Annotated in this window: 13 protein-coding genes and 1 pseudogene; 10 read left to right on the plus strand and 4 right to left on the minus strand. The window is 41.2% G+C overall.

Going from position 1 to position 19,110, the window contains the following annotated elements; translation table 11 throughout:
* Positions 1-112 precede the first annotated feature (112 nt).
* A complete protein-coding gene (rbr, locus tag BF9343_RS00100) occupies positions 113-691 on the plus strand; it encodes a rubrerythrin (RefSeq protein ID WP_005783570.1) in 579 nt (192 codons plus the stop codon).
* Between the two features lie 83 nt (positions 692-774).
* Here rbr and nadB read toward each other — a convergent pair whose 3' ends face one another.
* Positions 775-2,346 carry an L-aspartate oxidase gene (gene nadB, locus BF9343_RS00105; protein WP_010991856.1) on the minus strand — a complete coding sequence of 524 codons (1,572 nt, stop codon included), beginning with the start codon at positions 2,344-2,346 and terminating at the stop codon, positions 775-777.
* 107 nt (positions 2,347-2,453) lie between these two features.
* Here nadB and BF9343_RS00110 point away from each other — a divergent pair, with 107 nt between their 5' ends.
* From BF9343_RS00110 to dacB, 3 genes are all read left to right on the plus strand, one after another.
* Entirely contained in the window at positions 2,454-2,852 is a 399-nt protein-coding gene (locus BF9343_RS00110) for a PH domain-containing protein (RefSeq protein WP_005783575.1), read from the plus strand.
* A gap of 6 nt (positions 2,853-2,858) precedes the next feature.
* A complete protein-coding gene (gene lpdA / locus BF9343_RS00115; protein ID WP_005797088.1) occupies positions 2,859-4,202 on the plus strand; it encodes a dihydrolipoyl dehydrogenase in 1,344 nt (447 codons plus the stop codon).
* 103 nt (positions 4,203-4,305) lie between these two features.
* Positions 4,306-5,715 carry a D-alanyl-D-alanine carboxypeptidase/D-alanyl-D-alanine endopeptidase gene (dacB, locus tag BF9343_RS00120; RefSeq protein WP_010991857.1) on the plus strand — a complete coding sequence of 470 codons (1,410 nt, stop codon included), beginning with the start codon at positions 4,306-4,308 and terminating at the stop codon, positions 5,713-5,715.
* Positions 5,716-5,790: 75 nt separating this feature from the next.
* Here dacB and BF9343_RS00125 read toward each other — a convergent pair whose 3' ends face one another.
* Together BF9343_RS00125 and BF9343_RS00130 are read right to left on the minus strand one after the other, a co-directional pair.
* Positions 5,791-7,290, minus strand: a complete 1,500-nt coding sequence (locus tag BF9343_RS00125) for an acetyl-CoA hydrolase/transferase family protein (RefSeq protein ID WP_005797086.1) — start codon at positions 7,288-7,290, stop codon at positions 5,791-5,793.
* Between the two features lie 36 nt (positions 7,291-7,326).
* Entirely contained in the window at positions 7,327-7,656 is a 330-nt protein-coding gene (locus BF9343_RS00130) for a hypothetical protein (protein WP_005783583.1), read from the minus strand.
* Positions 7,657-7,986: 330 nt separating this feature from the next.
* On the opposite strand from BF9343_RS00130, the gene miaB reads away from it, so the two are divergent.
* From miaB to BF9343_RS00145, 3 genes are all read left to right on the plus strand, one after another.
* Positions 7,987-9,360 carry a tRNA (N6-isopentenyl adenosine(37)-C2)-methylthiotransferase MiaB gene (gene miaB, locus BF9343_RS00135; RefSeq protein WP_005783584.1) on the plus strand — a complete coding sequence of 458 codons (1,374 nt, stop codon included), beginning with the start codon at positions 7,987-7,989 and terminating at the stop codon, positions 9,358-9,360.
* Positions 9,361-9,477: 117 nt separating this feature from the next.
* On the plus strand, positions 9,478-10,896 hold the full coding sequence (locus BF9343_RS00140) for an alpha-L-fucosidase (RefSeq protein WP_005783586.1): 1,419 nt from the start codon (positions 9,478-9,480) through the stop codon (positions 10,894-10,896).
* A gap of 55 nt (positions 10,897-10,951) precedes the next feature.
* Complete coding sequence (locus BF9343_RS00145; RefSeq protein WP_010991858.1) at positions 10,952-13,066, plus strand: glycoside hydrolase family 2 protein; 2,115 nt, start codon at positions 10,952-10,954, stop codon at positions 13,064-13,066.
* A 391-nt stretch (positions 13,067-13,457) separates the two neighbouring features.
* Here BF9343_RS00145 and BF9343_RS00150 read toward each other — a convergent pair whose 3' ends face one another.
* Entirely contained in the window at positions 13,458-15,161 is a 1,704-nt protein-coding gene (locus BF9343_RS00150; RefSeq protein WP_172579060.1) for a hybrid sensor histidine kinase/response regulator transcription factor, read from the minus strand.
* A gap of 997 nt (positions 15,162-16,158) precedes the next feature.
* Between BF9343_RS00150 and BF9343_RS00155 the strand changes: the two genes are divergently transcribed.
* The 3 genes and pseudogenes from BF9343_RS00155 to BF9343_RS00165 form a co-directional block, all read left to right on the plus strand.
* Positions 16,159-17,376, plus strand: a complete 1,218-nt coding sequence (locus BF9343_RS00155) for a winged helix-turn-helix domain-containing protein (protein ID WP_041926160.1) — start codon at positions 16,159-16,161, stop codon at positions 17,374-17,376.
* A gap of 104 nt (positions 17,377-17,480) precedes the next feature.
* Positions 17,481-17,720 (plus strand): NVEALA domain-containing protein, encoded by a 240-nt coding sequence (locus BF9343_RS00160; RefSeq protein WP_032572340.1) that lies wholly within the window; start codon positions 17,481-17,483, stop codon positions 17,718-17,720.
* 103 nt (positions 17,721-17,823) lie between these two features.
* A pseudogene (locus BF9343_RS00165) lies at positions 17,824-18,657 on the plus strand (BF3164 family lipoprotein); the annotation flags it as partial.
* Between the last annotated feature and the right edge of the window lie 453 nt (positions 18,658-19,110).

Raw genomic sequence — 19,110 nt, forward strand, 5'->3', positions numbered from 1 at the left:
ATATTATTAATGGATAAAGTTCCGTGTTTTTTGAACTAAATCCTTATATTTGCGTTATTAATAACGGCATATAATCGACAAACGTAATTACCAATCTAAAATAAATCAGATTATGACTAAAAGTATTAAAGGCACTCAGACAGAAAAGAATTTGCTGACATCATTTGCTGGAGAATCACAGGCAAGAATGCGTTACACTTATTTTGCAAGTGTAGCTAAAAAAGAAGGTTACGAACAGATTGCAGCTATCTTTACAGAGACTGCCGATCAGGAAAAAGAGCATGCAAAACGTATGTTTAAGTTCCTTGAAGGAGGTATGGTTGAAATCACTGCAAGCTATCCTGCCGGTGTTATCGGTAATACTCTTCAGAATTTGCAGGCTGCAGCGGCAGGCGAACATGAAGAATGGTCTTTGGATTATCCGCATTTTGCAGATGTTGCAGAACAGGAAGGTTTCCCAATGATCGCTGCTATGTATCGCAATATCTCTATTGCAGAAAAAGGGCATGAAGAAAGATACCTTGCTTTCGTAAAAAATATAGAAGTTGCATCTGTATTCGCTAAAGAAGGCGAAGTTGTATGGCAGTGCCGTAACTGTGGTTATATCGAAGTGGGTAAAGAAGCTCCTGAGGTATGTCCGGCATGTCTGCATCCACAAGCATACTTCGAAATCAAGAAAGAAAATTATTAACAGATTGCATTTTGCAGAAAGGTGGAGCTATACTTAAATATAGCCCCACCTTTTCTTTTATCTCTCTGTTGAGTTATTTTTTTCTATTTACCGGCATGCGGATAATCGACCGTGTAGTGAAGACCGCGGCTCTCTTTACGCTCCATGGCCATACGCATAATCAGATAACCTACATTGATCATATTACGCAGCTCACATATTTCTTTAGATGCTACACTACGCTTGAAAAGGCTTTCGGTCTCTTCATATAAGATATCCAGACGATCCCATGCACGTTTCAACCGGAGATCGCTGCGGACGATACCTACATAGGTACTCATGATCTGATTGACTTCTTTCATGCTTTGAGTAATAAGTACCATTTCTTCCGGTGAGCGGGTACCTTCGTCATTCCATTCCGGAATTTCTTCGTTATAAGTATATTGGTCGATAACCGATAAACAATGTCTGGCAGCAGCATCTGCATAAACCACTGCTTCTATCAGTGAGTTTGAAGCCAACCGGTTGCCACCATGCAAACCTGTACACGAACATTCGCCGGCAGCGTATAGCCGCTCGATAGAAGATTGGCCATTCAAATCCACTTTAATACCTCCGCAAAGGTAATGAGCCGATGGTGCTACAGGGATATATTCTCTGGTAATATCGATTCCCAGGCTCAGGCACTTCTCATATATATTGGGGAAGTGTTTTTTAGTCTCTTCCGGATCTTTATGAGTTACGTCGAGGTAAACGTGGTCGTCTCCACGGTTTTTCATTTCATTATCGATAGCACGCGCTACGATATCACGCGGTGCCAGAGACAAACGGGGATCATATTTCTGCATGAACTCTTTCCCGTCCATGGTACGAAGTACACCACCGTATCCCCTCATCGCCTCGGTAATGAGGAAAGAAGGACGATCGCCCGGATGGTAAAGCGCTGTCGGGTGGAATTGTACGAATTCCATATCTTTTACGGTTCCTTTTGCCCGATATACCATGGCAATGCCGTCGCCGGTTGCTACAAGCGGGTTGGTTGTAGTCTGGTAGACAGCCCCTACTCCACCTGTTGCCATTAATGTCACTTTGGCCAGATAAGTATCCACTTTCCCTGTTTTCGGATCGAGTATGTAGGCTCCATAACATTTGATGTTCGGTGTCTGACGGGTGACGGTTACTCCTAAATGGTGTTGTGTCAGGATTTCGATGGCAAAATGATTTTCAATAACCGTTATATTCGGATGTTGTTGTACGGCTCGAATCAGGCTGTCCTGAATTTCGGCGCCGGTATTATCTTTATGGTGCAGGATACGAAACTCCGAATGACCTCCTTCCCGGTGAAGATCGAACTCTCCTTTTTCGTTTTTATCGAAGTTTACACCCCAACTGATCAGTTCTTGTATCTGTGCGGGAGCTTCACGTACGACTTTTTCTACAGCGGTACGGTCACTGATCCAGTCACCGGCAATCATTGTATCTTCAATATGTTTTTCAAAATTGTCTACCAGCAGATTGGTCACTGAGGCCACTCCTCCTTGGGCAAAATAAGTGTTTGCTTCTTCCAGCCCGCTTTTGCAAACAAGGGCAACTTTTCCTTTATGTGCCACTTTTAGGGCAAAACTCATTCCGGCGATACCAGAACCGATTACGAGGAAATCGAACTTTTTAACCATAAGTTTTAGTGTTTATCACCGCAAAGCTACAAAATAAGTTTTTTCGTTGTGCTTTTCGTTGCCATTAATTCATAAATTTACTAACTTTCCGCCAAAAATCTGACAAAATGAACCGTATCTTTCATGCTCGCATTGTCTGGTACCAATATTTCCTGCTGGTTGTATTGGGTGTTAATGCTTTTGGTTTCTTATGGTGTAAGAATATTATATTAGCTACTCTGATGATGTTGTTTCTGATTGTTGTTATCGAACAGATCATACATACTGTTTATACCGTTACGGCAGACGGCCTGCTGTTACTTAATCATGGCCGTTTTATCCGTAAGAAAACCATTCCTATTGCAGAAATTACTTCTATCCGGAAAGTCCATTCTATGAAATTCGGAAGTTTCTCTGTAACCAACTATCTATTGATAGAATATGGAAAAGGGAAATACGCTTCTGTACTTCCGGTGAAAGAAAAGGAATTTATGGAACTGATTGAAAAAACAAGAAACTTAATTTAGTGAACTATGAAATACCAGGTTATTATTATCGGTGGAGGGCCTGCCGGCTATACGGCTGCTGAGGCTGCCGGGAAAGCAGGACTGAGTGTGTTGCTTTTTGAGAAACAAAATTTAGGAGGTGTTTGTCTGAACGAAGGGTGTATCCCGACAAAAACGTTACTCTATTCGGCTAAAACCTATGATGGTGCTAAACATGCGTCAAAATATGCTGTAACGGTTCCAGAGGTCTTTTTTGATCTTCCTAAGATCATTGCTCGTAAATCGAAGGTGGTACGTAAACTGGTTTTAGGGGTAAAATCGAAGTTAACGTCCAATAATGTTACTATTATAAGTGGAGAGGCAACCATTTTGGACAAGAATACGGTTCGTTGCGGTGAAGAAACTTATGAATGTGATAACTTAATTCTCTGTACAGGTTCCGAAACTTTTATTCCTCCTATTCCCGGAATCGATAGTGTAAACTATTGGACACATCGTGAAGCGTTAGACAATAAGGAGTTGCCGGCTTCACTTGCCATTGTGGGCGGTGGAGTGATCGGTATGGAGTTTGCGTCCTTTTTCAATAGTCTGGGTGTGAAGGTGACCGTTATTGAGATGATGGATGAAATTCTGGGAGGCATGGATAAAGAGCTTTCCGCCCTGTTGCGTGCCGACTATGCAAAGCGGGGCATTCAGTTCCTGTTAAGTACCAAAGTCGTTTCATTGGCACAGACGGAAGAAGGTGCTGTGGTTTCTTATGAAAACGCCGAAGGGGCAGGAAGCGTGATTGCCGAAAAGCTATTAATGAGTGTGGGACGTCGTCCGGTGACAAAAGGCTTTGGGCTTGAGAACCTTAACCTGCAACGGACAGAACGTGGAAGTATTGTAGTGAACGGGCAAATGGAAAGCTCGTTACCCGGAGTCTATGTTTGCGGTGATTTAACCGGATTCTCCTTATTGGCACATACTGCTGTCCGTGAAGCAGAAGTAGCCGTACATGCAATTCTTGGAAAAGAAGATAGGATGAGTTATGCCGCTATCCCCGGGGTAGTTTATACTAATCCTGAAATAGCCGGTGTCGGGCAGACAGAAGAATCTCTGACTGCAAAAGGCATTGCTTACCGTGCCGTAAAACTTCCCATGGCATATTCCGGACGTTTTGTTGCTGAGAATGAAGGAGTGAATGGAGTATGTAAGGTGCTGCTTGGCGAGGATGATACTATTTTGGGAGCACATGTTTTGGGTAATCCTGCTTCTGAGATTATCACGTTGGCAGGGATGGCTGTAGAAATGAAACTGAAGGCAGCCGAGTGGAAGAAGATTGTTTTCCCACATCCTACGGTTGCCGAGATTTTCCGTGAAGCATTATAAGAGTTACAGATTGCAGGTTACGGATTATAGTGGGGTGCAGATTAATCATGTAGCGAACTGCAGTCCGTAACTTGTAGTTTGTCATTCGTAGCTTGTAAGCATTATGAAGAAACTGAACTTATTTATTTTATTCTCTTTTTGTTTTTCGATTATCACTTGGGGACAAGCCAATTTTGCAGCGATTGATTCACTTATTAAAAAAGAACTGCCTCAAGGTTCGGAGGTTGGTATTTCCGTGTATGACCTGACTGCCCGAAAGACACTTTACACCTATCGTGATACCAAACTTTCGCGTCCGGCATCTACCATGAAACTTTTGACTACCATTACTGCGCTTGCCCGGTCGGACGCAGATGAACCTTTTCGTACTGAAGTGTGGTATAAAGGTACAATAGAACATGATACACTTCGAGGAGATATCTATGTGGTTGGCGGATTCGATCCGGAGTTTAATGATGAAGGAATGAATGCATTGGTAGAAGAGGTGATTACTTTCCCTTTCTCGGTATTGAAAGGGAATATCTACGGAGATATATCGATGAAAGATTCTCTCTATTGGGGAAGCGGTTGGGCATGGGATGATACTCCCTCCTCTTTTCAACCTTATCTATCACCATTAATGTATCATAAAGGCATGGTGAAAGTGACAGCTGTTCCGGGGGCGACACGAGGTGACTCGGCACGTTTAAGCTTTGAGCCGTCATCGTCTTATTATACTATGACCAATGAAACTAAAACACGTACATCCTCTGCCGGTAAGTTTTCTGTGTCAAGAGGTTGGTTGGAAAATAAAAATAATCTTATTGTCAGTGGAAATGTAGAGAATAGAAGAATAGGTGATGTAAATGTATATTCTTCGCAGGACTTTTTCATGCATACTTTTGTCGAACGTTTACGTAATAAAGGTATAGAGATTTCCAATCATTATGCTTTCGACAGTTTCCGGTCTGACAGTCTTTCTATCTGTATGGCACGTTGGGAGTGCCCGGCTCAGGATGTGATAGACCAGATTATGAAAGAGAGTGATAATTTGAGTGCGGAAGCACTGCTTTGCCGTTTAGGTGCCCGGGCCACAGGTAAGAAGCAGGTTTCGGCTAAGGACGGAATTGAGGAAATATATCGGTTGATTCAGGATTTGGGACATGATCCGGATAACTATAAGATAGCTGATGGTTGTGGATTGTCCAACTACGACTACCTCTCTCCTGCCCTACTGGTTGATTTTCTGAAGTTTGCTTATTCGCGGACAGATATTTTCCGGAAATTATATAAGGCCCTTCCGGTTGCAGGCATCGATGGAACATTAAAAAATCGGATGAAACAAGGGGCGGCGTTTAAGAATGTACATGCCAAGACCGGTTCTTATACTGCTATCAATACATTAGCCGGTTATCTTAAGATGGCTAATGGACACCAAGTGGCTTTTGCCATAATGAACCAGAATATACTTTCAGCCGCTAAAGCAAGGAATTTTCAAAATAAAGTATGTGAGATACTGGCAAACCATCAATGACGAACGATGAACCCTCTGTGGAAACCACAGTCGGTTCATCGTCCCATTGATCGTTAACGGTTTACCATTAATGGTTCATCGTTCATATTCTGCCCAGTTCACGTTTTTCATGTCTCCGCTTTTAGCCAGTTCGGCGTGCATTCCTAAAGCGGCTTGAATGGCATGAGGAGTCTGTGACTTATTACCTGCCAGTTTCAGGTAATCCCATAAAATCTGTTTGTAATCCGGGTGTGCACAATTCTCGATGATTGCTTGTGCTCTCTCTTTCGGACTCTTACCGCGCAGATCGGCTACTCCCTGTTCGGTAATAACGATGTTGACAGAGTGTTCGCTATGATCCAGGTGAGAAACCATCGGAACGATAGAACTGATCTTACCTTCCTTAGCCACTGACGGACAAGTGAAGATAGAGATGTACGCATTACGTGTAAAGTCGCCCGAACCGCCGATACCGTTCATCATTTTGGTTCCGCCAATGTGGGTAGAGTTTACATTACCATAGATATCCGCTTCAATGGCTGTATTGATAGAGATGATGCCTAAACGGCGAACTACTTCGGGGCTGTTAGAGATTTCTGACGGACGGAGGATCAGTTTATCACGGAAAAAGTCCATATCGTCATATATACCCTGCAGACAATCGTTGGTTACGGTCAGCGAACAGGCACTGCCGAATTTTACACGTCCTTCGCGAATCAAACCGATCACAGAGTTCTGGATAACCTCAGTATACATTTCGAAGGCAGGAATTGTTTGGTCACGTCCCAATGCACCCAAAACTGCATTGGCGATGTTGCCTACTCCCGATTGTAACGGAAGGAATGTAGAAGGAATGATACCGCGTTTCATATCGGCAGCCAGGAAGTCGGCTACGTTCTGGCCGATTTTATCGGTGATAGGATCGGCTGCTGCAAATGAGCGGGCTTCGTCGGGCCAGTTTGTCTCTACTATACCTACGATTTTTTTCGGATCGACCTGTATGTAAGGTAGTCCGATGCGGTCACTTGGTTTATAGATCGGAATTTCACGGCGATAAGGCGGATCGAGTGGTTCGTATACGTCATGCATTCCCATCATGTTTTTGCTGTGTGCACTGTTCAGTTCGACAATGATCTGGTCGGCCAGGCGGCAGACGGTCGGAGCAATTCCGCCGGCAGCCGTCAGATAGATTTTTCCGTCCGGAGTTACTTCGCAGGCTTCGATAATGGCTACATTCACTTTTCCCATGAATCCGTAGCGTACCTCTTGTGCCATTTGTGAAAGGTGAATGTCATTATAGGCAATCTCACCGTTGTTCACAGCTTTACGGAAATCGGGGTTGGTAGTGTAAGGGGCACGATAGCGGATGGCTTTTACACGTGATAATATACCGTCACATGAATCTCCGGTAGAGGCTCCGGTAAAGATGCCGATTTGGAAAGGATTTCCTTTTGCGTGTTCCGCTTCCGCTATTTTTGCTATTTCGGAAGTGACCGCTTTGGCCGTTCCTGCGGGTGTGAAACCGCTGAGGCCGATGTTGTAGCCATGTTTGACAAGGCTGGCAGCTTCTGCTGCAGAAATGGATTTGAATGCCATAATTATAGTATTATTTTCGTGTTAGGAATAATTATTTCAATATTTTCTATTCAGAATTTCGGACCAGATAATGGCTTTTCGGGCTTCTTCAGCCGAATGAATGGTAAATTCCGGGTCGTTGGCCGGAGTCGTTTCTATTTTCTGAGAAACTGTTTTGTTCTTTTTTACTTCCACTTTCTGAGAAGTGGGTTGGGAGTGTAACGGTTGGTATTTTCGCGTGACTTTCAGGACTTCCGGTTCTTCAGTATCCGGAATGGGTACGAAAGGTTTTTGGGCAGATCTTTCTGTTTTGCTCTTTTTGATCTGTCTGATAAGAGGTAATGCGAAAGCAGCCATAATGACGAGGACTTTTACAATATCATCCATAGTACTTTTATTTTCTACAGTCCGCCAAAGTTATACATTTAATCTGATTGATACCAATATTTTGGCATGAAAAAAGGGCAGCTTCACAGCTCCCCTTAATTTTTTTAACCTAAACCTTAACTATGAAAAAATCTAATGTTTCTTTCATTGCACAAATGTGTGAAATAAAATTAATAGTGCCAAATCCTTACGCCATAAATGTTTGTTCTATTAACATAAATTATCCTTTTAGCTCTAAATTGATAAGTTAAGGTGTTATTTTGGTTTCATTTTACAACTTTTTGAGGATGAAGCAGTATCTTTGCGGACGCAAATTTAAATTCTGAATTTATGAACGAATTGACGGGAGCGGACTTTAAATCCGCAACTGCTGATGACAACAAGAAGTTGTTTATCGAGACTTATGGCTGCCAAATGAATGTGGCAGATAGTGAAGTAATCGCCTCTGTGATGCAAATGGCGGGTTATTCGGTTGCCGAAACGCTGGAAGAGGCTGATGCGGTGTTTATGAATACCTGCTCTATCCGTGACAATGCCGAACAGAAGATTTTGAATCGTCTGGAGTTCTTTCATTCGATGAAGAAGAAAAAGAAGCACCTTATTGTAGGTGTATTGGGGTGTATGGCCGAGCGGGTAAAAGATGATCTGATAGAACACCATCATGTGGACCTTGTAGTAGGACCGGATGCTTATCTGACTCTTCCTGAGTTGATTGCTTCGGTAGAGGCCGGTGAGAAGGCAATGAATGTAGAACTTTCGACTACTGAAACCTACCGGGATGTGATTCCTTCGCGTATCTGTGGTAACCATATCTCCGGATTTGTATCCATCATGCGCGGATGCAATAACTTTTGTACCTATTGTATTGTGCCTTATACCCGTGGACGTGAACGTAGCCGGGATGTGGAGAGTATATTGAATGAAGTGGCCGATTTGGTATCAAAAGGTTACAAAGAGATCACTCTGCTGGGGCAGAATGTAAACTCTTATCGTTTTGAGAAGGAGGGGGGGGAAGTAGTTACTTTCCCAATGTTACTTCGTCTGGTGGCTGAGGCTGCACCGGGAATACGTGTCCGTTTCACCACTTCGCATCCCAAAGATATGAGTGATGAAACCTTGGAGGTGATTGCACAGGTTCCTAACGTATGCAAACACATTCACCTTCCCGTACAAAGCGGAAGTTCGCGTATCCTGAAATTGATGAATCGCAAATATACGCGTGAATGGTATCTGGACCGGGTAGCGGCGATCAAACGTATTGTGCCCGATTGCGGACTTACTACCGATATATTTTCCGGCTTCCATTCCGAAACGGAAGAAGACCACCGGGAATCACTTTCGTTGATGGAAGCTTGTGGTTATGATGCAGCATTTATGTTTAAATATTCGGAGCGTCCCGGTACTTATGCTTCCAAGCATCTGGAGGACAACGTTCCCGAAGAGATAAAAGTCCGTCGGCTGAATGAAATCATTGCTTTGCAGAATCGTTTGTCGGCCGAATCCAATAATCGTTGCATCGGTAAAACGTACGAAGTGTTGGTTGAAGGTGTTTCGAAGCGTTCACGCGACCAGCTGTTCGGCCGGACCGAACAGAATAGGGTAGTGGTATTCGACCGCGGTACCCATCGGATAGGTGATTTCGTGAATGTGAGAATCACGGAGGCCAGTTCTGCCACATTGAAGGGTGAAGAAGTCTTCAGCTAATCCGGGTTTTTGTATATAAGATAAAAAGGTGTAGTCATCAGGAAGGTATGACTGCACCTTGTTTGTTATATGGCTACATTGTTTTATCTTTGTGCGTACCTTAGAAAATAGAACACTATGAAGAACAAATTATTTATTTTATTTGCATTTTGTATTTCAGTCCATGTTTATGCTCAACAGCCCTCCAGGGAGATACCTTTAAAATATGGAGCTACCAACATTGGCAAACGTCAGGATGATGCTATGAAGCGGTTTCGCAACAATCGCTTGGGAGAGTTTATTCATTGGGGACTGTATGCTATTCCCGGTGGCGAATGGAAAGGTAAAGTATATAATGGGGCTGCCGAATGGCTGAAATCATGGGCTAAAGTCCCTGCTGCCGATTGGCTGGAATTGATGAAACAATGGAATCCTGTTAAGTTCGATGCCAGACAATGGGCCCGGATGGCCAAAGAGATGGGAGTGAAATACGTTAAGATTACGACAAAACATCATGAAGGTTTCTGTCTCTGGCCCAGTCAATACAGTCAGTATACCGTAGCGCAGACGCCTTATAGAAAAGATATCTTAGGTGAATTGGTGAAAGCCTACAATGATGAAGGTATCGATGTACATTTCTATTTTTCGGTGATGGATTGGAGTCATCCGGATTATCGTTATGAGATTACATCGAAAGAAGACAGCATTGCTTTCAGCCGTTTTCTGACTTTTACCGACCATCAGTTGAAGGAACTGGCTACCCGTTATCCGACAGTCAAAGATTTCTGGTTTGACGGAACTTGGGATGCAAGTATCAAGAAGAACGGTTGGTGGACAGCTCATGCCGAACAAATGCTGAAAGAACTTGTACCGGGAGTTACCGTTAATAGCCGGCTTCGTGCCGATGATTATGGTAAGAGGCACTTTGACAGTAATGGCCGTCTTATGGGAGATTATGAGTCGGGATATGAACGGCGTCTTCCCGATCCGGTAAAAGACTTACAAGTGACTAAGTGGGACTGGGAGGCTTGTATGACTGTTCCCGAAAATCAGTGGGGATATCACAAAGATTGGTCGTTGAGCTATGTTAAAACCCCGATAGAGGTGATCGACCGCATTGTGCATGCGGTGTCGATGGGAGGAAATATGGTAGTGAATTTCGGTCCTCAGCCCGATGGAGATTTCCGTTCGGAAGAGAAAGAGTTGGCGATGGCATTGGGGTGCTGGATGAAGAGGTATGGTGAATGTATATATGGATGCGACTATGCCGGATGGGATAAGCAGGACTGGGGATACTATACCCGTAAGGGGCAAGAGGTATACATGGTTGTATTTAATCGCCCCTATTCGGGGCTTCTTAAAGTAAAGGTTCCCAAAGGTACCGAAATAGAAAGAGCCGTTTTGCCGGATGGACAGGTGGTAAAGGTAACTGAAACTGCCCGGAATGAATATAATGTGGCCATGCCTTCGCAAGATCCGGGTGAGCCGTTTATAATCAAACTACAAGTTAAGGAGGCTTCCGGAGCAGCAGACGGATATCGGGACGCATTAACGTAACGGTACCCCCGTCACGCTATGCACTTGCTTTAACAAACCATTAAAATAAAATATCATGAGAAAACTATCTTATTTAATCATCGTGTGCTTATGCCTGTGCAGTGGTGTCATTCCTCTGATGGCACGTCAGGTCACGGCTTTCAATACCGGCTGGCAATTTAAGAAAGGTCCTTTTGCTACAGATCCGATGCGAGCCGCCTCCCAATGGGATGGAAAGTGGGAAACGGTCGAAATTCCACATACCTGGAATGCCATGGATATGCAGGTACAGTCGGGCTCTTTCTACGAAGGGGCAGGCTACTACCGCAAAACACAGTTCTTTCCCCACGACCTGGAGGGTAAGCGTGTTTTTTTGCGTTTCGAAGGGGTAGGAGCCTGTGCCGAAGTGTATGTCAACGGGAAACTGGCAGGTACGCACAAAGGTGGTTATTCTGCCTTTGCATGCGAAATAGGTACAGCGCTCAAACTCGGTGCCGAGAATGAAATCATTGTTAAAGCCGACAATAAAGCCCGTCCCGATGTAATTCCGGTCAATCAAAACCTTTTCGGTGTCTACGGCGGTATTTATCGTCCCGTATGGCTGATTGTAACCGAACAGAATAACATAACGGTTACCGATTGTGCCTCGCCGGGTGTCTACATCACCCAAAAGGATGTATCGAAGAAATCGGCCGATATCACCGTAAAAGTAAAATTGGATAATGCAGGACTTCAACCTGCTGCTGTAACACTCGAAAACACTATTTATACGCAGGAGGGTCAGAAAGTCGGTACACACAGCCGGTCGTTTGACTTGAGTCCGCAAGGGACACAAACTTATTTGTCCACTTTTAAACTGAAGAACCCACATCTCTGGCAGGGACGTAAAGATCCGTATCTTTATAAAGTTGTCTGCAGGCTGATGGCAGACGGAAAAGTAATCGATGAAGTGGTGCAGCCTCTCGGGGTGCGTAAGTATGAGATAGTAGCCGGGAAAGGCTTTTTCCTGAACGGAGAGAAGTACTCGATGTATGGTGTGACCCGTCATCAGGATTGGTGGGGATTGGGTAGCGCCCTTAAAAACGAACATCACGATTTCGATTTGGCTGCCATTATGGATGTGGGAGCCACTACTGTCCGTTTTGCCCACTACCAGCAATCAGACTACCTTTATTCCCGCTGTGATACATTGGGACTGATTATTTGGGCCGAAATACCTTGCGTGAACCGGGTAACCGGATACGAAACTGAGAATGCGCAAAGCCAGCTTCGCGAATTGATCCGCCAGAGTTTCAATCATCCTTCCATTTATGTATGGGGGCTTCACAATGAAGTATATCAACCACATGAGTATACAGCTGCATTGACCCGTTCTCTCCATGATCTTGCCAAGACAGAAGATCCGGACCGTTACACCGTTTCGGTCAATGGGTATGGTCACATGGATCATCCGGTCAACCTGAACGCAGACATACAGGGTATGAACCGTTATTTTGGCTGGTACGAGAAAAAGATACAGGACATCAAGCCATGGGTGGAACAACTTGAAAAAGACTATCCCTATCAAAAATTGATGTTGACCGAATATGGTGCCGATGCGAATCTGGCTCATCAGACCGAATACCTTGGGGATGCCCTGAATTGGGGAAAGCCTTTTTATCCGGAAACATTTCAGACTAAGACACATGAATACCAGTGGAGTATTATCAAAGACCATCCGTACATCATTGCTTCTTATCTCTGGAATATGTTCGATTTTGCCGTACCTATGTGGACTCGTGGCGGTGTGCCTGCCCGTAACATGAAGGGGCTGATTACCTTCGATCGTAAAACAAAGAAAGACTCTTATTTCTGGTATAAAGCCAACTGGAGCGAAGAGCCGGTACTCTATCTCACACAGCGTCGCAATGCCGATCGTGAAAAGCGAACGACAGCCGTTACCGTTTATTCCAATATCGGAACTCCGAAAGTATACTTGAATGGGCAGGAACTGAGTGGCATTCGCAATGGCTATACCGATGTACATTATGTGTTTGACAATGTATCACTTGCCGACGGAAAAAATATACTGAAAGCTGTAGTCTCAACTAAGGGGAAGGAATATACTGACGAGATTGAATGGAATTATTCCGGTGAGAAAAACAGGGAAATCGATTCATATGAAAATAAGAATGAACATTCGGGCTTTTGATCGTAGATTTCAAAATTTCCTACGAAAATGTATTTTGATCTTCCATCTTCCACCTCCTGTTTTTAAGGACCGAATAGATCATAAATTTCTGATAAACAGATAAAAATTCGGATTTTTATCTGTTTATATCCATTATTGTATTTTGTTTTTCTCGTTATCTTTAGTGAAAATGGTCTTTTCTTTATCTCGTCCCGCATACCTGTGCCCATTGTCCCGGGTACACAGGCCCATCAGCCCGGGTATGCGGGCCGATGAGCCCGGGTATATGGACTCAGATAATGATGCCATATAAGGAAATAACATTCTTATTGTAAGCGTGTTATGAAAAGAAGATTATTAACTTGTTTTCTTCTGAATTTGCTTTTTGAAAGGAGTATAAAGCCGTATAACTTTAGAAAACCTCTTTAATATATTGTGTAGGTGGAACTTTATAGAATTTCTTAAATCGTTTTCCGAAATATTTGGCATTACAAAAGCCTAGAAAAGTGGCTATTTCCGTAACTGTATATTGTTGGGTAACCAATAAAATTTTAGCTTTATTCATTTTGAAATAATGCATGTATTCTGTAGGTGTCTTGTCTGTAATTTCTTTTATTTTGGTGTAGAATTTGGTACGACACATTCCCATATCAGCACTTAACATGTCAACTGTATAGCTTTCTGTTGAAAGATTCTTTTCCAGAAGCTTGTTCACTTTGTTTATGAACAGTGTGTCCTCTTCACTTTTTGCAGTTGGTGAAGGCAGATTGTCCGACAGGTTTTTCTCCAGGAGTTTCATGATACGTTCATGCTTATTGATAAGTATTTGTATATCCATTTTGAGTCTGCAAATATTGATTGCGCGCGGTTCCAATTTATCTACTCCACAGTCCGCATGGGCAAGATAACTTCCGTTATCATTGTTACTGATCAGGAGAATGACAGGAATATGAACCATGCTTGTATTCGATTTTATTTTAGAACAGATTTCCTTGCCGCGTATGCCGTTTACCGTTTCGTCAATAACGATAATATCCGGTAGCCGATCTCCCGAGAAATGTAATATCTGTTCCGGATTTTCAAGGATCGTTATTCTGAAAAGTATGGAGAACGCCTTATGCAAATAGTTGCTTAACTCTGTATCTGCCATAACCAGCAGTATGTGATGCTGTTTTTTATCGGGACGGATGATTTTATCATCTTTCATTACAGGAGGCACTACTTCCGGACATTGGATGGTATTACAATATCCGTTGATAGGTACAGTAACCCGGAGAGTTATTGACCGTCCGTGATAGCTGCCAATCAACTTTCCACCATGTAAGCGGATTATCTTTTTTATAATTTGAAGACTTCCGCAATAGTGTATTAACATAAATGTAGAGATGAACGAAAGTATCTTTTTGTGACTTTGCCTGCATTCCGGTCCATTGGTTATCTGGAGGTTCCAATGCTTGATGCTGTGTGACACGTCCATATTTATGCAGCCTTTGCAAGGTGTGGCTTCTATCATTTTATTCAGCAGGCATTGCAGAGCGGCAGTCATCGTTATTTCGTCCATCCGGCAACTGATATAACTGAAGTCTTTATTAATATTTAATTTTATTTGACGAGTATCGGCATACGCCCGGCATTGGTTGACGATTGAGGTTATAAAAGTGTAAAGTTCGAATTCAATGGGAGAGGAGCCCGGATGCAGTTCATTCTCCTTATCGTCGAATACCGCAATGTTCTGGTAGCAACTCATAATATGACTGGTGTATCCGAGTATCCGCTTTATCTTTTGGGATGTAGATTCGGAGAGACTGTCCGAAATGATTTCTTCCAGTAGGTGGTGGATCAAAGTTAGCGGTGTCTGAGTTTTATGGGTTATGTTTAAGATCAGTCTCAGCTTTTCGTGAGGAAATAGCTTTGTGCTGTATACCATTCGGTAATATACGATAAGGGAGATAAGTAACCCTATTGCCAGGCCCTCAATAGGATAAGACCATGACGATTGCCATAAGAACATTGGAATAATGGTGGCCGTTTGAAACTGACTCGCGAAACTTTCATTCATTTCAATAAATGTATTGGTTGGGCTACAGGGGCATGCGTAATTAAGTTGTATGTCCATTAAGATAATTAGTAAGAAAGTGAGAATTGATTTCATAATTATAGCTAGATAAATTTTAATTTTATGTTTCTATTCAATCTATGGTTTTTTATACATTTTTTATTCCTGTGAATATCTTAACTACTGTTGTTGCTGCAAGTATATGATTTTTTGAACATCCTGATTGGGTATAATCTTTCAAAAGAAATGGGTAATATTTGGTGCAGAATTGCGATGTATATCTTTTTCGTAATAAAGACCCTTTTGCCATGAGGAGTTATTTATTATTTTGAACTGTCAAGTCTCTTTCTCTCTTTTATGCCCGAATGGTCCTATTTTATATGTTTTTTATTCCTATTTAGATGTCGATTGGCTATATTGAAGATGCTATATAGGGCTTATTGGGTGGGTAGAAAGAAACCTCCAACGGAGTATTTTCTCTAGTTGAATCAGATTCAATTTAGGGATGCCTCTTCTCTATATGTAATACCTGTCTTATGCAACTATCTTTTGGATTATAAGTTGTTGATATACTGATGAAAATATCTGTTTCTGATTTTTGGATATGATGATTTTTTTTGATTGAAAGGGATATCTTGGTCAATCCAAATTTATAAAAATAGTAGTATAATCAAGGGCTGATGCGATTGTGTCAAGTGTTAATTCGATGTGCTAATTGAGGTTAAATGTAGATTATTACTTATTATTACCTGTATATGGGGTAAATATCGACATTGTAATACTATGTAATAAATTGTAATACACTGAAATATACCCATAATGTAAAGGTTTCTTTTTAAAGGGAAAATATTAAAATAATCTGAATTTGATATGAAAAATAGGACAGTGGCAAACATCTGCTTTTCTGTGTCTGTTTGAGGCAAATATTTGAAGACCTGCTTACCAGCATCAACAATGGGCCAATTGTGAGTTTATTCTCTGTCAGTCAGTGAAATCTATGAGGGAACTTTGAGATAATATTGTAAAGTATTACATTTGTTTGCAAAAACAAACAGTGATGAAACGTTCTAGGTTATTTTTATGGATTTTGGGGATATTGATGCAAGCATTTTTAATTAGTATGCACTTCTATCAGAGGAACATGGAAGCAATGTATACCGAAACCGAGTATCTTCTGAAGGAAGTTTTGAATGAGGAACTACACAGAAAGCAATTAGAGTTAAATATGTTTTATGTTTCTAGAATAGTAGTCGATACTGTTCCTTTAACCATTCGTGTTACAACTAGTGAGGGAGTTAAGACTTATACTGTTGACCTCCAGAAAAGTAAAAAGAATATTTCACAAAGTATGGCAGAGCGATCTTGGCACTCAATTGTTTGTATGAAAAGTTGTCTATCTACAGATAGTTTGCAACAACTATGGAACGAAAGGCTCAAGAAATCTAAAATTTTTGCTAATACCGACATACATATATCAATAACTCATTTGGATAATACTACCTCTTATTTTAAATGTAAAACTTGTGACGACCTGTGTTTCGGTACACACAAAATTACTTTTTATGTAGGTAATAGATGTGAAATTGAGATCACTGCTTTCTGGTCTTATTTATGGCAAGCTATATATCAGTATAATAGCACTCCATTTGAAGTAATAGGTATTGTGGCAGCTGTTCTTATCATTATTTTCTGTAGTTGGTATCTGACGAAGAGATATATATCTAAAATTCGAAATGATAGAAGGCGTTTAGCCAATGATCGGGATCGCGAGAGAAAGGTTCGCATGCAATTGGAGAAGGATCAGAAGAGATTGGAGGTAAAGCAAAAAGAGTATGAAAGACGAATTAAAGATCTTTCTTTAAAAGGTGAAGAGCGTGAAGAAGAACGAAAAAGTATGGAGAAAATATTGAAAGAGTATAAGATGCAGATTCAAAAACTTAAAGAATTAAGAGAATCCGGAAAAGAACCGTTACTTTACATACTGAGTTCAAAAGTTACTTTTGATTCCTATGCAAAACTATTGATTTGTGGTGATCAGTCGATATCTCTAACTTCGCAGGCATGTCAACTATTGGATACTTTCCTGAATGCTCCTGAATATATTTTAACATACGAGGAACTATTGGAATGTTTATGGAAAGATGGTAGTGGAGACATGATTCGTTTGCGAGTTGCAATTTCTCGTTTACGTATTGTGCTGAGTGTAGATCCTGAGATTTCTATTTTTCAGAAGGATATTAATAAATATCAATTAGTACTACCTGAAAAGGGTTAATTTAGGACAGTTTTTATGCAATGTAATAAATTGTAATGTATTACATGATATTTTATTGGTTAATAGCCTTTAACTTTGGAGTGAATAATTTAAATTTATATTTTATGAAGATGAAAAACTATTTAAAAGCAGCTTTTCTTTTGGTTGCTATCGTTTCTGTTTGGGTTTTAAAACCGATAGAAAAATCTCAGGATGCAGATCCTCTTTTGTTACAAAATGTAGAAGCTTTGGCAAGTGGGGAAGATTCTTCTCAGACTCATTGTTATGGACGGGGATCTGTAGATTGTCCCGTTAGTCATGATAAGGTAGATGTCGTATATGACTCCTACAGTCTAGGAGAATAAAGTTGGCTCAGTATTTCTTCTTGAAAGAGGAATCGATTTAGGAAAGGGGGGATTTCAAATACTTATAGCAGAACTCTTTAGTCAGCTCTAAATTAAAAAGATCATGGGAAAATATATCAGTATATTGATCTTAATAGAGACTATTCTTTTAGGATGTCACTCGACAAAAGAGAAGATTGAGTTTTCAAACAGAGTGATTTGTAGCGATAGCATATCGCGAGAACTGGTTGTTTTAAATGATACGTTTTTATTTTCGTATCCTTTGCAAATAGAATGTATAGACTCAATGCTACTGGTATTGGATAATGTTAATAATAATTTCTTCCATCTGTTTACTCTAAAGGGTGTACCCATAAAATCATTTGGAGAAAAAGGGCAAGGGCCTATTGACTTTATAAATGTGGAATCATTCAATTTATCTGAAGATAGGGAAACCATGTATGCCTACGATACGTCATTACGTAAAATAGTGAAATATGATGTTTCTTCTTTTTTAAAAGATTCATTGAAATCTGAGGTTATACAGGTGAATTATGATAGCTTGCCTCAAGCCGAAGTGCCTACAATAGTCTATGATATGCTTTCTCTTAAAGATTCAAACTTTCTTGTAAAAGCAAATCATAAGGGCCTTCGGTTTGGATTATTAAAAGATGGAAAGATTACTCAATTATACAATTCTTTCTCAGATTGTGTAAATACGAACGATGACGAAGAAGTCTGGTCAGTTTTCTGTAGCAATACCAAAACTAAATTAAGACCTGACAGGACAAAGATGTTGAATGCAACCTATCTTGGAGGAGTATTGGAATTGTTTGATTTGGATGATAATTGTTCCTTATCATTGGCAAAGATACTTTATATTTACGAGCCTAAATATGGTATTGCCGAAGGGGCAATACCTAAATATGTTGTTTTCAATGAAACGACTCAGATTGGTAGGTCTTTCACATGTCATTGGAGTGATAACCCTATCACCATTGGTTGGAGCTTGATAAAACATACATCAATGGCAGGCTTCTTTTCAAAGAAACAGTAAGCAGCAATGGCTGAAGAGCATTGGCTATAGAGTTTTTGAATCAGCGGTGTCTGGATGTTCAATCTGTGTAATATTTTTCAATTTATTATTTTAAATGCTCCCGATTATACGGTGAGTGATGAGGATATCATTAAGTTTATTTGGAAAGGCGAAACGAGTATTCAGATAAATACGTTTTGTTCTGCCGGAAACAAATTAGGGAAGAGATTGGAGTAAGCTGGTTGTGACGTTTGCTTCAGGCGTTTTGGAACCGATTGTTATCGTATGTTGTTCATAGAGGATCTTGTTGGCAATGATTTGATATAAATGGCAATAAAATTGATAGCAGTTTATCCAAAATCTCTTTTTACCTTT

Source organism: Bacteroides fragilis NCTC 9343 (assembly GCF_000025985.1).
GTDB lineage: Bacteria > Bacteroidota > Bacteroidia > Bacteroidales > Bacteroidaceae > Bacteroides > Bacteroides fragilis.